This is a genomic window from Azospirillum lipoferum, from assembly GCF_024170005.1.
GTDB lineage: Bacteria > Pseudomonadota > Alphaproteobacteria > Azospirillales > Azospirillaceae > Azospirillum > Azospirillum lipoferum.
Genome location: NZ_JALJXJ010000001.1, coordinates 791,031 through 805,508 on the forward strand (window position 1 = coordinate 791,031; position 14,478 = coordinate 805,508).

Genomic DNA, 14,478 nt, shown 5'->3' on the forward strand with positions numbered 1-14,478 from the left:
CATTGCACGTCGCGACGTGCCTGTCGGTGCACGTCGCGACATGCGGCCCCGGAGTTTATGCGGCGGAGAAGCTCCGCGCCAGCCCCCGCGCCACGGCGGCCAGCTTGTGGTGCGCCCCCAGCGTCACCCGCGCCTTCATCGGGTCGCGGGCCTTCAGCCGCCGCGACAGCGATTCGGCGAGGCTGAGGATCACCGCCGCCTCCATCCGCAGCCCGCGATGCTGGATCAGGCCGGGCAGGGCGGATGCACGTTCCAGCAGCCGGTCGGTATGTTCCAGTGCCTGATCAAAGATGGTGCGCAGGCGGGCATCGCTTTCGACCTCCACCAGACGTTCGACGCTGATCCCGGCCTCGTCGAACCAGCCCAGCGGGATATAGCAGCGGCCGAGCTGGGTCCAGTCCTCCCGCGCGTCCTGGAGATGGTTCAGCACCTGCAAGGCGGAGCACAGCGCATCCGACGCCGGCCCGGCCGCCACCCCTTCGCCATGCAGCTCCAGCAGGTAGCGGCCCACCGGGTTGGCGGAGAAGCGGCAGTAGAGAAGCAAATCGCTCCAGCTGTGGCAGCGGGCGCCGACCGAATCGCGGCGGAAGGCGCGCAGGATTTGCCGGGCGTGACGATCGCTGACGCCCGTCTTCTGCAAGCTCTCCCGCAGGTCGGTGGCCGGCTTCAGATAGGCATGCTTGGCTTGGCCGGAGGTCAGCGCCCGTTCCAGCGCTTCCAGATAGGCCAGCTTGGTCTCCGGTTCGAGATCCGGATCGTCGGCGATGTCGTCGGCCAGACGGACGAAACGGTAGAAGGCGATCACATGCGGACGCAGGTGCTTCGGCAGCAGGCGCGACGCGACGGGGAAATTCTCTCCCGATTCGTCCTTGCGTGCGACCGGACCGGTCTTGCGGGGTTTCGTCGGAGCGATGTTGAAATCCGTCATGGGATCCCTGCCTGCTGCGCGTCGGGGCTGGCGGTGCGACCGTGTGTGCTTCATATAGGCGTGGCAACAGGCTTTGGCCCGTCCTTCCATCACTCCTCCCCTCTTTTTCCAATCGGGCATCCCATGGTGAAGGCTGCGACCGACCTGTCCTATTGCGGACGGGAGGTTCGGAAATATGACAACGACCACTTTCTGGCAGGTCTGTTCACCCCCGCCGATAGGCGGGAGGCGACCTTCGCGCTTTACGCCTTCAACCTGGAGATCGCGAAAACGCGCGAGGTGGTCAGCGAACCGATCCTGGGCCAGATGAGATTGCAATTCTGGCGCGATGGCATCGAAGCCGTCTATGAGGATGGACCCGTACCGCGCCACGAGGTGATGGAGCCGCTGGCTCAGGCGGCCCATGGGCTGGGGCTGAGCCGTCCCCTGTTCGACCGGCTGATCGACGCGCGCGAAGCCGACCTGGACGACACCCCACCGGCCGATCTGGCCTGTCTCGTCAACTATGCCGAGGTCACGGGTTCGCCACTGGTCCAGTTGGCGCTGGAGATCCTGGGTGTGCGGGATGCGGCGGCGGCGGCGGCGGGGCGCCATGTCGGCATCGCCTATGCCCTGTCCGGCATCCTGCGCGCGGTTCCGTTCCTTGCGCGTCAGCACCGGCAACGACTGCCGGACGATCTGATGCAGCGCCACGGCGCCAAGAGCGAGGATCTGTTCGCCGGCCGCTCGACGTCCGAACTGCGACCGGTGGTGGGCGAGATCGCCGATGTGGCGCGCAAGCATCTGAACGAGGCTCGTGCCCTGCGCCGTGAAGTGCCGAAGGCCGCCGTTCCGGCGCTGCTGCCGGCGACGCTGGCCGACCTGCATCTGGGCGTCATCGCGCGGGAGGGCAACGACGTGTTCGCCCCACGCGTGATGCTGACCAACCCCTTCCGTCAGCTTCGGCTGGGCTGGGCGGCGATGCGCGGGCGCTACTGACGCCCGCGCTTCCCTGCCGATCATCAGCCTTTCAGCCAGCCGTCCAGGTCGGCCAACGCCCGGCGGGTGTAGGCCAGCTTGCGGTCACGTCCGCGGATCTTGTCGTCGACCGGCGGGAACAGTCCGAAATTGACGTTCATCGGCTGGTAGGTCTCCGCCTCCGCTCCACCGGTGATGTGGCCGAGGATGGCACCGAGCGCCGTCGTCACCGGCGGCGTGCTGATCTCCTGTCCCAGACGCTCCGCCGCGGCGAAGCGGCCGGCGAGCAGGCCGACGGCAGCACTTTCCACATAGCCCTCGCAGCCCGTGACCTGACCGGCGAAACGCAGCCGGGGCAGCGACTTCAGCCGCAGGGCGGCGTCCAGGATGCGCGGGCTGTTCAGGAAGGTGTTGCGGTGCATGCCGCCCAGCCGCGCGAACTCGGCATTCTCCAGGCCGGGGATCATGCGGAAGATGCGCGCCTGTTCGGCATGGCGCAGCTTGGTCTGGAAGCCGACGAGGTTGTACAGCGTGCCCAGTGCATTGTCCTGGCGCAGCTGGACCACGGCGTAGGGACGGCGTTCCGGCTTGTGCGGGTTGGTCAGGCCGACCGGCTTCATCGGTCCATAGCGCAGGGTGTCGACTCCGCGCTCCGCCATCACCTCGATGGGCAGGCAGCCTTCGAAGTAGGGGGTGTTCTTCTCCCACTCCTTGAAGTCGAGCTTCTCGCCCTCGATCAGCGCGGCGATGAAGGCGCGGTACTCGTCCTTCTCGAAGGCGCAGTTGATGTAGTCCTTGCCGGTGCCACCGGGACCCGGCTTGTCGTAGCGCGACTGGAACCACGCCTTCGACAGGTCGATGCTCTCCAGATAGACGATGGGGGCGATGGCGTCGAAGAAGGCCAGCGAGTCCTCGCCGGTCTGGGTGCGCACCGCATCTGCCAGGGCCGGAGAGGTGAGGGGACCGGTGGCGACGATGACGCTGTCCCACTCCTCCGGCGGCAGGCCCGCGACCTCCTCGCGCTGGATGGTGATGAGAGGATGGGTGGAGACGGCTTCCGTCACCGCGTCGGCGAAACCGTCGCGGTCCATGGCCAGCGCACCGCCGGCCGGCACCTTGTGCGCGTCGGCGCAACGCAGGATCAGCGAGCCGCAACGCCGCATCTCCTCGTGCAGCAGTCCGACCGCATTGTATTCGGCATCGTCCGACCGGAAGGAGTTGGAGCAGACCAGCTCCGCCAGCTTCTCCGTGCTGTGGGCCTCGGTCTTGCGGACCGGCCGCATCTCGTGCAGCACGACGGGCACGCCGCGGGAGGCGAGCTGCCAGGCGGCTTCCGAGCCGGCGAGACCGCCGCCGATGACATGAACGGGGCGAAGGGTGTCGGTCATAGAGCTGATGTTCCAAACAAAAGACTGCGGACGATTCGCGCGCAATCTAGGCTGTCCGCTCCAAAAACGACAGTCCTCAAACGGCATTGGTCAAACACAGATCAGCCGGCCTCCGCAAGGAAGGCCGGCTGCAAGTCGTTCAGGAGTCAGTCAGAACATCGATCCAGGCAAAACAGAGGCCTGAGGCGTCAACCAGGGCTGCGGCTCACTCGCTCTTCGTCGTCGTGCTGCGCTCGATGGTGGTGGAGCCGGTCGGGGCCGGCGTCACAGTGGTCGAACCGTAGCTGGGGGTGGTCGTCGTCGTGGTCGTCGTGCTGGTGGTGGATTTGTCGGACCCGCAGGCCGCCAGCAGCAGGGCCGCACCCAGGGCGGCCCCCACACCGGTCAGAAGCGTCTTGCTCATGCCTCTCGTCTCCCATGCAGTGCGAATTCTCTGGGGAGAACGCGGCGCAGCTTGCGTTTGTTCACGCCCTCTTTCGGGTTGCCGATTTCCGTACCGCCGGCTTCGCCTTCAGGTAGGGGGCGAGATAACGTCCGGTGTAGCTGCGCTCCACCTTCGCGACATCTTCCGGGGTGCCTTCGGCGACGATCTCGCCGCCACCGGTGCCACCCTCCGGACCCAGGTCGATGATCCAGTCGGCGGTCTTGATGACCTCCAGATTGTGTTCGATCACCAACACCGTGTTGCCCTGGTCGACCAGCGCATGCAGCACCTCCATAAGCTTTTCGACGTCGGCGAAATGCAGGCCGGTGGTCGGTTCGTCGAGGATGTACAGCGTGCGGCCGGTGGCGCGGCGGCTCAGTTCCTTGGACAGCTTGACGCGCTGCGCCTCGCCGCCCGACAGGGTGGTCGCCGCCTGCCCGATGTGGATGTAGCTCAGCCCGACACGGTCCAATGTGTCCATCTTGTCGCGGATACCGGGGACCGCCTTGAAGAACTCCTTGCCCTCCTCGACCGTCATGTCCAGCACGTCGGCAATGGTCTTGTCACGGTAGGTGACTTCCAGCGTCTCGCGGTTGTAGCGCTTGCCGTGGCAGACGTCGCAGGTGACATAGACGTCGGGCAGGAAGTGCATCTCGATCTTGATGACGCCGTCGCCCTGGCAGGCCTCGCAACGTCCGCCCTTGACGTTGAAGGAGAAACGACCGGGGCCGTAACCGCGCGCCTTGGCTTCCGGAAGGCCGGCGAACCAGTCGCGGATCGGCGTGAAGGCGCCGGTGTAGGTCGCGGGGTTGGAGCGCGGGGTGCGGCCGATCGGCGACTGGTCGATGTCGATGACCTTGTCCAGATGCTCCAGGCCAAGCACCGCGTCATGTTCGGCCGGATGCTCGCGCGCACCCATCAGCTTGCGCGCCACCGCCTTGTACAGCGTCTCGATGATCAGCGTCGACTTGCCGCCGCCGGACACGCCGGTCACACAGGTGAAGGTGCCCAGCGGAATCCTGGTCGAGACATTCTGCAGGTTGTTGGCGCGCGCGCCCTGTACCTCCAGGAACTGGCCGGGATGGCCGGGCCGGCGGGTGTCAGGCACGGGTACGAAGCGGGTGCCGTTCAGATACTGGGCGGTGATGCTGTCGGGGTTCTTCTGAACCTCCTCCGGCGTTCCCTGCGCGATCACCGTACCGCCATGCTGGCCGGCGCCGGGCCCCATGTCGACCAGATAGTCGGCGTTGCGGATCGCGTCCTCATCATGCTCGACGACGACCACCGTGTTGCCGATGTCGCGCAGACGCTTCAGCGTCTCGAGCAGCCGGTCGTTGTCGCGCTGGTGCAGGCCGATGGACGGTTCGTCCAACACATAGAGCACGCCGGTCAGGCCGGAACCGATCTGCGAGGCCAAGCGGATCCGCTGGCTTTCACCGCCAGACAGAGTGCCGGACCCGCGGCTGAGCGTCAGATACTCAAGGCCGACGGCATTGAGGAAGCCAAGTCGCTCGTTGATCTCCTTGAGGATCCGATAGGCGATCTCACGGTCCTTCGGCCGCAGATGCTCGTTCAGTTCGCTGAACCAGGCACCGGCGCCGGCGATGGACAGTTCCGCCGCCTCGGAGATGTTGCGGCCGCGGATCTTGACCGCCAGCGCCTCCGGTTTCAGGCGCGCGCCCTTGCAGACCTCGCAGGGCTGGGAGGACTGGTACTTCGACAGCTCGTCGCGGGTCCAGGCGCTGTCGGTCTCGCGGAACCGCCGCTCCAGATTGTTGACGATGCCCTCGAACGCCTTGTTGGTCTGGTAGCGCCGCAGGCCGTCGTCATAGGTCATGGTGATCGCCGACCCACCGGATCCGAACAGGATGGTCTGGCGCACCTTCTCCGGCAGATCCTGCCAGGGCGTGGTCATCGACACGCTGAAATGCTCAGCTATGCTCTCCAGCGTCTGGTCGTAATATTTGGAGGTCGATCCGGCCCACGGCGCGATGGCGCCTTTCGACAGCGACAGCCGCTCGTCCGGCACCACCAGCATCGGATCGAAATAGATCTTGCTGCCAAGCCCGTCGCAGGCCGGACAGGCGCCGAACGGGTTGTTGAATGAAAACAGCCGCGGCTCGATCTCCGGAATGGTGAAGCCGCTGACCGGACAGGCGAACTTCTGCGAGAAGACGGTCTGATCGTTGGTCTCGGCATTCTCGACCCAGACGATGCCATCGGCCAGCCCCAGCGCGGTTTCCAGCGAATCGGCCAGACGGTTGCCCAGCCCCTCGCGCACCACGATGCGGTCGACCACCACCTCGATGTCGTGCTTCAGCTTCTTGTTGAGCGCCGGCACCTCGTCGATCTCGTACATGGTGCCGTCGATCCGCACGCGCTGGAAGCCGCGCTTTCGCAGATCCTGGATTTCCTTCTTGTACTCGCCCTTGCGGCCGCGCACGAAGGGGGCCAGCAGCAGCAGGCGGGTGCCCTCCGGCATCGCCATGATGCGATCGACCATCTGGCTGACCGTCTGGCTTTCGATCGGCAGGCCGGTGGCCGGCGAATAGGGGATGCCGACGCGCGCCCACAGAAGGCGCATGTAGTCGTAGATCTCCGTCACCGTGCCGACGGTGGAGCGCGGATTCTTCGAGGTCGTCTTCTGTTCGATGGAGATGGCCGGCGACAGCCCCTCGATCGAATCGACGTCCGGCTTCTGCATCAATTCCAGGAACTGGCGTGCGTAGGCCGACAGACTCTCCACATACCGGCGCTGCCCCTCGGCATAGATCGTGTCGAAGGCGAGCGACGACTTGCCCGATCCCGATAGGCCGGTGATGACGATCAGCTCGTCGCGCGGCAGATCCACATCGACGTTCTTCAGGTTATGTTCCCGCGCGCCGCGGACGCTGATGTATTTGTTCATGGAGTGTTCTTTTACCCGAAGCTCATCCGGATGGAAAGCGGCAAGGCGCCGCGACGCATGACGAAAATTGCCTGGCCCGGGATCCGGGATCTTCAGGAACCGGAAGCCTGCGGCCGGCCGGCTGACGATATATGCGCTGGGTGCGGTTTTGCCACCGGTGTGCCGCGCGGGTCGGTCATGACCAGAAGGGCGGCACCGCGCGGAAACGCTTCCACAGATCCGGGACCGCCTTGCGGCGCTTGTCGGACTGACGGTCGATCCAGGCAGCCACCGCGCCAACCACTTTCGGGTCGGCACCGGTCAGCGATCCCAGCATGCGGGCGCCGGTGACGGCGTCCTGATCGGCGTCCAGCGCCGCCTGCAACGGTTCCAGCGCCGCGAAGAAGGGCAGGGTGCCGGTCTCCGGATAGAGCCCGCGGAAGAAGTCGGCGGTGTAGCGCAGTGTGCGCAGCCGGCGCCGCAGCTTGTCGCGTCCCTTGGCATCTTCCGGTGGCTTCGCGGTCTTGCCAAGCTTCACCATCCGCGCCGACAGCCATCCGCCGGCGAGCGTCGTAACCGATGCCGACAACGTAGCCCGACGATCGCCGTCGGCTTCCGACATCCAGCGCCCATGCTCCAGCCACGCGGCAAGGCCGAGGACCATGGCGGTGCAGCCGGGTGCCAGGATCGCCGCCATCGCCTCCCGCGCCGGACCGGCTCCGGCAGACCGGGCAAGCGAAGCCAACCGCTCCAGCGCCGCGCGGTCGATGTCCGATGCCGCCTTCGGGTCGGCGAGAAGCGGGTCGATGACGCCGGATATCAGCACGTCCCAGCCCCGCGCCGGCCCCAGCCGCTTGGCGAGCCCCCGGCTTTCCTCCACCAGCCTGTCGGCCTCCGGTGAGGCGACCAGCGGTGCGAAGAGGCGGTGGGCGATGCGCAGCCGGCGGAGCGCCACGCGCATGCGGTGCAGCCCCTCCACATCGCCACCCGCCAGCGCGCAGGATTCATTGGCAAGGAACTGGCGCAACGCCTGCCGCAGGATGTGGCGATAGGCCTCCGCCACCGTGGTCAGGGGCGACAGGCCGAGCGGTTCCGCGTCCACCGGTCCCGGCGCCCTGCCGGTGACCAGCCGCAGCCCGGCCTCCGCCTTGCTTTCGGTGCCGATGCGCATGGGAATGGCGGTTTGCAGGGTCAGCGCCAGATCGAACAGGCTGGCAACCTTCCCGGCTTTCAGCTCCAACTCCACCTCGCTGACCGGCAGGGAGTTGCCACCGGCATAGACGCCACCGTCATCCACCGCCAGTTCGACCGCGGTCAGCGGATCGGGGCGAAGCAGCAGGGTGGTGCGGCGGAAATCGGTGATGAACAGGCAGTCCAGCGCATCGAGTGCCGTGGCCGGAACCAGCCCGGCAACGCTTGGATCGGCCAGCGCGCCCACATCGACCGCTTCGCCGCCAACGATCCAGTCCCATTCCCGTCGCACCGCGACCGCGGCCGAATCGCCGGGGCTGGCGCTGTTGACGGTCTTCAGGGTCTGGATGAAGCGCTCCCCTTCCTGCCGCACGCGCAACGCCACACCGTTGGCGGCGAGCTTCAGGTCGGGCGTGTCGAAATAGGCGGTGCGCAGCCTTTGTGTCGACGCCGGACCGTCGGCGATCGCCAGCAGCCCCGGCAGCAGCGCCACCCGCGCCAGATCCGCCGGCGCCGCATGCAGCTTCAGCTCGACCTCGCGGAAGGTGGAGGCGGTGGAATGCGCCTCGGGGCCGGGCTGCTGGCTGTTGGGCGGTGCCGTGGGTGGGCTGACGGGGGTCAAAGGTCGGCTTCCTCCCGAATCCGGCCGGGGAACGGCCTGGAATTGATCAGGTGGATCCGTGGATACCCCAACCGCCGCCGCAGGTTAAGAGAGTTTACGCGGCTGCACAAAATCCGCCAGCCGACCGGCTCCGAGCTCCAGGTCGGCCCAATGCAGCGTCTCGAAGACCAGAACGGCACAGGCGCCGGTCGGGAACTTGTCGGCCAGATCCTGGCGCAGGCCATGGTCGCCACTGCCGGTCAGGGCGTTCGCCAACTCATGCAGGTCGGGGTTGTGCGCCACCAGCATCAGGCCGGTCGCCGAATCCGGCACGTCGCGCAGCCGTTCCAGCAGCGTGCGGGCGCCGCACAGATACAGGCCGCGCTCGTGCTCGACCGGCGGGTAAGGGACACCCATCGCCGTCATTACCCGCTTGCGCGTCTCCACCGCCCGAACGGCGGTCGAACAGAGTACGAGGTCGATGTGCGCGTGATGCTTGCCCAGATAAGAGCCGACCAGGGTTGCCGCCTTCTCGCCGCGGGCGTTCAGCGGACGGTCATGGTCGCCCAGCGACGGATCGTCCCAGGAGGATTTGGCGTGGCGCAGCAGGAACAGCGTCTTCATGGCGGGTGTCGGCCGGCAGGGTAGGGGGCGGGGAGAGGTCGCAGTCTTTAACCAAATGGGAGTCCTGAAACCGTAACGCATATGGGATACTCTGTCTGCCCACCATATAACCGTTGTCGGCGCCGCTCCAAGGCAGGTGCCGGCGTTCGGGGATTCAAGATTTCAGAGGTCGACGTGACGCATCTCCAGGAACTCGATTCGGTCGGTATCGAGCCAAACGCTCCGGAACGCTTCATCAACCGGGAGCTTTCGTGGCTGGCCTTCAACCAGCGCGTTCTGGACGAGGCGGCCAATCCGAACCACCCGCTTCTGGAGCGGCTGCGCTTCCTGTCGATCTCCGCCAGCAACCTCGACGAATTCTACATGGTCCGCGTCGCCGGCCTGAAAGGGCAGGTGGCCGCCGGCGTCAAGGCGCCAAGTCCCGAGAATCTCACGCCCGCCCAGCAGCTGGTCGCGGTGAAACAGCGCATCGCGGCGCTGATGGACAGCCAGCAGACCATGTGGCGCTCGCTGAAGGGCGAACTGCGCGATGCCGGCATCGCTGTCGTCGATCCAGCCGATCTCAGCGAGGGCGAACTGGACTGGCTGGAAGCCAAGTTCCTGGACGACATCTTCCCGATTCTGACGCCGATCGCCGTCGACCCGGCCCACCCCTTCCCGTTCCTGCCGAATTTGGGCTTCTCGCTGGCGCTTCAGCTGCACGATCCGGTCAAGGGCCGGCACATCGATGCGCTGGTGCCGCTGCCGACGCAGTTGGAGCGGTTCCTGCGCCTGCCGGGTTCGGACATCCGCTTCATCCAGCTGGAAAAGGTGGTGATGCAGTTCATCGACCGCCTGTTCCCTCCGTTCCAGGTCAAGGCGCACGGCGTCTTCCGCGTGCTGCGCGACAGCGAAATCGAAATCGAGGAAGAGGCGGAAGACCTCGTCCGCACCTTCGAGAGCGCCCTGAAGCGCCGCCGCCGCGGCAGCGTCATCCGGCTGGCCACCGACAGCGGCATGGCGGCCGATCTGCGCGAGTTCCTGCGGCATGAGCTGAACGTCGCGTCCGACGATGTCTTCATCCTGGACGGGCTGATCGGCCTGACCGACACCAAGCTGCTGATCGTCGACGAGCGGCCCGATCTGGTCTTCCGACCTTTCAACGCCCGCTTTCCGGAACGGATTCGCGATTTCGGCGGCGATTGCTTCGCTGCGATTCGCCACAAGGACATCGTCGTCCACCACCCGTACGAGTCCTTCGACGTGGTGGTGCAGTTCATCCGTCAGGCGGCGCGCGATCCGCAGGTGGTCGCCATCAAGCAGACACTCTACCGCACCAGCAAGGACAGCCCGATCGTTGCCGCGCTGATCGAGGCGGCGGAGGCCGGCAAGTCGGTGACGGCGCTGGTCGAGTTGAAGGCCCGCTTCGACGAGGAGGCGAACATCCGCTGGGCGCGTGACCTGGAACGCGCCGGCGCCCAGGTGGTCTACGGCTTCGTCGACCTGAAGACGCACGCCAAGGTGTCGCTGGTGGTGCGGCGCGAGAAGAAGGCGCTGCGCAGCTATGTCCATTTCGGGACCGGCAACTATCACCCGATCACCGCGAAGGTCTACACCGACCTGTCCTTCTTCACCTGCGACCCGGCGCTGTGCCACGACGCCGCCGTCATGTTCAACTTCATGACCGGCTACGCCACGCCCAAGGTGCTGGAAAAGATCGCCATCGCACCGATCACGCTGCGCCAGCGCCTGTCCGACCTGATCGAGGCGGAGATCGCCCACGCCGTCGCCGGTCGTCCGGCGTCGATCTGGGTGAAGCTGAACTCCCTGGTGGATCCGGTCATCATCGACAAGCTGTACAAGGCCTCGCAGGCCGGCGTGCAGATCGACATGATCATCCGCGGCATCTGCTGCCTGCGGCCGGGAGTGAAGGGGTTGTCGGAGAACATCCGGGTGCGCAGCATCGTCGGCCGTTTCCTGGAACATGGCCGCGTCATCTGCTTCGGCAACGGCCATCCCATGCCCAGTAACCAGGCCAAGATCTTCATCTCCTCGGCCGACTGGATGACCCGCAACCTGGATCGGCGCATCGAAACCCTGGTTCCCATCGAGAATCCGACGGTGCACGAACAGGTGCTTGACCAGATCATGGTCGCCAACATGAAGGACGACGCAAGCACCTGGAAGCTGGGACCCGATGGCGTGTACCATCGTGTCAAGGCTGGCCCGGACGCATTCAGCGCCCATAATTACTTCATGACCAACCCCAGCCTGTCCGGTCGGGGCAGCGCGCTCGCCAGCAAGCGCACGCCGCCGCGGCTGATGCTGCACACGGTGTCCTGAGGGCGGGTGACGGGAGCGAGAGTATGAGCAAGGACAAACGCGCCGCCGCCAACCCGGGCGACCTGGGGCAGGCGGGCATCGGCGGAATCGGCATTGCTGCTTCCGCCGAGCGTGTCGGCGTGATCGACATCGGATCGAACTCCATCCGTCTCGTCGTCTATGACGGGCTGACCCGGTCGCCGCTCGCCCTGTTCAACGAGAAGGTATTGTGCGGTCTTGGCCGAGGCGTGGAGAAGGCTGGTCTGCTGAACCCCGACGGCGTCGCCCAGGGGCTGACCGCGCTGGAACGCTTCGCCACGCTCGCCCAGGGCATGCGCGTCGGCCGGCTGGATGTGATCGCCACCGCCGCGGTGCGCGATGCCCGCGACGGTGCGGCCTTCGTCGACGCCATCCGCCGCCGGGCCGGCCTGACCGTCCGCGTCATCAGCGGCGAGGAGGAGGCGCGACTGTCGGCCATGGGCGTCCTGTCCGGCACCCCCGGCGCCGACGGCCTCGTCGGCGATCTCGGTGGCGGCAGCCTGGAACTGGTGACACTCGACCGTGGTGTGATCGGCAAGCAGGTGACCCTGCCGCTTGGCCCCCTGCGGTTGATGGAGGTCGGCTCGACCAAGGGCGGTCCGGCCAAGCTGATCGACCAGCATCTGGAATCGCTGCCCTGGCTGCCGGCCATGAAGGGGCGGCCCTTCTATCCGGTCGGCGGAAGCTGGCGCGCCATCGCCAAGCTGCATATGGAGCAGTCCGGCCACCCTCTGCACATCATCCACCACTACACTATCCCGTCGGCCGACGCGCGGGAGTTCACCGGGTTGATCGGCCGGCAGAGCCGCTCGTCTCTGGAGAAGATGGCGGGATCGCGCCGCCGGCTCGATACGCTGCCGTTTGCCGGGCTGGTGCTGGAACGGCTGCTGCGCATCGCTCAGCCGTCGAAGCTGGTCTTTTCCGCCTATGGCCTGCGTGAAGGGCATCTTTATTCGTTGCTGTCACCGGAGGGCCAGCGCGAAGATCCACTGATGGCGTCGGCCGCCGATTGGGCACGGCGCTTCGTACGGATGGGCGACCCGGCCCTGCTGATGTCCTGGACCGCCGGGCTGTTCGCTGGTGAGGACGATAATTCCATCCGCCTGCGCCACGCCGCCTGCCTGCTGAGCGACGTCGGCTGGGCCGACCATCCCGACTATCGGGCGGAGCATGCCTTCCTGCGCGTGCTGCGCTATCCGTTCCCGGCGCTGGACCATGACGAGCGTGCCTTCCTGGCGCTCGCCGCTCATGCCCGCTATGCCGGCACCATTGACACGCCTCAGACAGCACCGGTGCGGACGCTGGTGACCGAAGGGCAGGGGATGAAGGCGCTGGTACTGGGCTTGGCACTCCGCCTTGCCCATACGCTGTCCGGTGGCGCTACGGCGCTGCTGGAGCGCACCAGTCTGAAGGTCGGCGATGGGCGCGTCGTGCTGACCCTGCCCGACGACGGTAGCGTTCCATCCGGTGAAGCGGTTCAGCGCCGTATCGATGCGCTGGCCAAGGCGATGAATCTCAAGGGCGACGTGGTTCAGCCGCTGCGTCCGCAAGCGGCGGAGTAGGGCAGGTGGGCCGCAAGCCGCAGAGTGGCAGGCGGCCCTGCCCCTTTTAGGTTCGAGTAATCGAGACGCCGCCATCCACCAGCAGTGCGGTTCCCGTAGTGAAGCTGGACGCATCGGATGCCAGGTAAAGCGCCGATTGCGCGATCTCCCGTGGTTTGGCGAGGCGTTTCAGCGCGTGCAGATTCTGGACGAAAGCCAGCGCTTCCGGCGTGTTCGACACGGCCCGTCCCATTGGCGTGTCGGTGCCGCCCGGAAGCAAGGCATTGGCGCGGATGCCCTGCGGCCCATATTCCGCTGCGATCACCTGCGTCAAGCCGATCAGTCCGGCCTTGCTCGCCGCATAGGCCGCCATTCCGGGAAAACCTACGGTGTGACCGACGAAAGTCGAAGTGAAGATCAGCGACCCACCACCACGGACGAGCATCGCTGGGATCTGATGTTTGGCGGCGTGGAAGGCACTGGTCAGGTTGGTATCGATCACCTCATGCCACATCTCCGCCGTCATTTCCGAAATCGGAATCTGAGCACCGGTGGTCCCGGCATTGTTGAAGGCGATATCCAGGCCGCCGAATTGGTGCCTCGCGGCCTGCACGGCTTCGCTTGCGGTTGCAGCATCCACGACGCTACCAGGTACGGCGAAGGCAGTTCCACCTGTGTCCCGGATCTCGTCGGCTACTCTTTCCAACTCGTCGCGCCGCCGGGCCACAAGCACGAGCTTCGCGCCATGCTCGGCGAACAGCAGTGCGGCCTCACGCCCGATCCCGGAACTGGCGCCCGTGACGATTGCAGTCTTTCCATCGAGCTGTCTCATTACCATTCTCCCTTGCGATGAACGGCCCGAGAGTCGCGAAGACGGTGCGGTCCAGGCTATCCGGTTCTTGCTTTCGAATTCGCAAGGCTCGAGTGGTTGGGATCGGATTTAATTTCCATAACCTAACTTATGTGCTTTAAGCTTGTAAGCGCAATGTCAGAATGTCAGTTCCTCGCAACATAGAACTGTCAGTCTTCCGCCAGGTTTTCGACGGCTGGGAGGCTGGCGATGGGCTGGATTACGATGAGCGAACGGGACTTGCAACGGGTCGAGGTTCTCGGCGAGGTGCTGAGCGGTCGTCGCGGGGTCGGATCGGCGGCGTCGGTTCTGGCTTTGAGTGAGCGGCAGGTATGGCGGCTTCTGGCGCGCTACAAGGCGGGTGGCGGCGGTGCTCTGGTTCACCGGGGTCGCGGCCGTTTGTCGAACCGGCGGCTTGGCGATGAGGTGCGGGAACAGGCGCTGGAGCTGGTTCGCAGCCGGTATGGCGATTTCGGACCGACCTTGGCGGCGGAAATGCTGCGGGACAAGCATGGCCTGACGGTCTCGCGCGAGACGTTGCGCCAGTGGATGGCGGCGGCTGGCCTTTGGCTGTCGCGTCGACAGCGCCGGCAGTTCCACCCTCCCCGGCTGCGCCGCGAGCGGTTCGGCGAGTTGATCCAGATCGACGGCAGCGAGCACCGCTGGTTCGAGGATCGCGCCGATCCCTGCACGCTTCTGGTGTTCATCGACGATGCGACGGGTCGGTTGATGCAGCTTCGCTTCGCC

The 14,478-nt window shown here is 66.0% G+C and carries 11 protein-coding genes; 4 read left to right on the forward strand and 7 right to left on the reverse strand.

Annotated elements, in window-relative coordinates:
* Positions 1 to 55: 55 nt before the first annotated feature.
* Positions 56 to 928, reverse strand: a complete 873-nt coding sequence (locus J2848_RS03765) for a squalene/phytoene synthase family protein (RefSeq protein ID WP_149233541.1) — start codon at positions 926 to 928, stop codon at positions 56 to 58.
* A 123-nt stretch (positions 929 to 1,051) separates the two neighbouring features.
* Between J2848_RS03765 and J2848_RS03770 the strand changes: the two genes are divergently transcribed.
* A complete protein-coding gene (locus J2848_RS03770; protein ID WP_149233540.1) occupies positions 1,052 to 1,906 on the forward strand; it encodes a phytoene/squalene synthase family protein in 855 nt (284 codons plus the stop codon).
* 23 nt (positions 1,907 to 1,929) lie between these two features.
* Here the strand turns inward: J2848_RS03770 and trmFO are convergent, their stop codons facing one another.
* From trmFO to J2848_RS03795, 5 genes are all read right to left on the reverse strand, one after another.
* Positions 1,930 to 3,273, reverse strand: a complete 1,344-nt coding sequence (gene trmFO / locus J2848_RS03775) for a methylenetetrahydrofolate--tRNA-(uracil(54)-C(5))-methyltransferase (FADH(2)-oxidizing) TrmFO (RefSeq protein WP_149233539.1) — start codon at positions 3,271 to 3,273, stop codon at positions 1,930 to 1,932.
* Between the two features lie 205 nt (positions 3,274 to 3,478).
* A complete protein-coding gene (locus J2848_RS03780; RefSeq protein WP_109443607.1) occupies positions 3,479 to 3,676 on the reverse strand; it encodes a hypothetical protein in 198 nt (65 codons plus the stop codon).
* 61 nt (positions 3,677 to 3,737) lie between these two features.
* Positions 3,738 to 6,605, reverse strand: a complete 2,868-nt coding sequence (gene uvrA / locus J2848_RS03785; RefSeq protein WP_149233538.1) for an excinuclease ABC subunit UvrA — start codon at positions 6,603 to 6,605, stop codon at positions 3,738 to 3,740.
* A gap of 175 nt (positions 6,606 to 6,780) precedes the next feature.
* Positions 6,781 to 8,397 carry a CYTH and CHAD domain-containing protein gene (locus tag J2848_RS03790; protein WP_170307163.1) on the reverse strand — a complete coding sequence of 539 codons (1,617 nt, stop codon included), beginning with the start codon at positions 8,395 to 8,397 and terminating at the stop codon, positions 6,781 to 6,783.
* An 84-nt stretch (positions 8,398 to 8,481) separates the two neighbouring features.
* Entirely contained in the window at positions 8,482 to 9,000 is a 519-nt protein-coding gene (locus J2848_RS03795) for a SixA phosphatase family protein (protein ID WP_149233537.1), read from the reverse strand.
* Between the two features lie 174 nt (positions 9,001 to 9,174).
* On the opposite strand from J2848_RS03795, the gene J2848_RS03800 reads away from it, so the two are divergent.
* Positions 9,175 to 11,322: an RNA degradosome polyphosphate kinase gene (locus J2848_RS03800; protein WP_149233536.1), complete on the forward strand. Its 2,148-nt coding sequence runs from the start codon at positions 9,175 to 9,177 to the stop codon at positions 11,320 to 11,322.
* Between the two features lie 23 nt (positions 11,323 to 11,345).
* Positions 11,346 to 12,902: a Ppx/GppA family phosphatase gene (locus J2848_RS03805; RefSeq protein WP_149233535.1), complete on the forward strand. Its 1,557-nt coding sequence runs from the start codon at positions 11,346 to 11,348 to the stop codon at positions 12,900 to 12,902.
* A gap of 46 nt (positions 12,903 to 12,948) precedes the next feature.
* Here J2848_RS03805 and J2848_RS03810 read toward each other — a convergent pair whose 3' ends face one another.
* Positions 12,949 to 13,713, reverse strand: a complete 765-nt coding sequence (locus J2848_RS03810; RefSeq protein ID WP_149233534.1) for an SDR family oxidoreductase — start codon at positions 13,711 to 13,713, stop codon at positions 12,949 to 12,951.
* Positions 13,714 to 13,941: 228 nt separating this feature from the next.
* On the opposite strand from J2848_RS03810, the gene J2848_RS03815 reads away from it, so the two are divergent.
* The coding region (locus tag J2848_RS03815; protein ID WP_253568577.1) for a helix-turn-helix domain-containing protein at positions 13,942 to 14,478 on the forward strand (537 nt) is incomplete at its 3' end.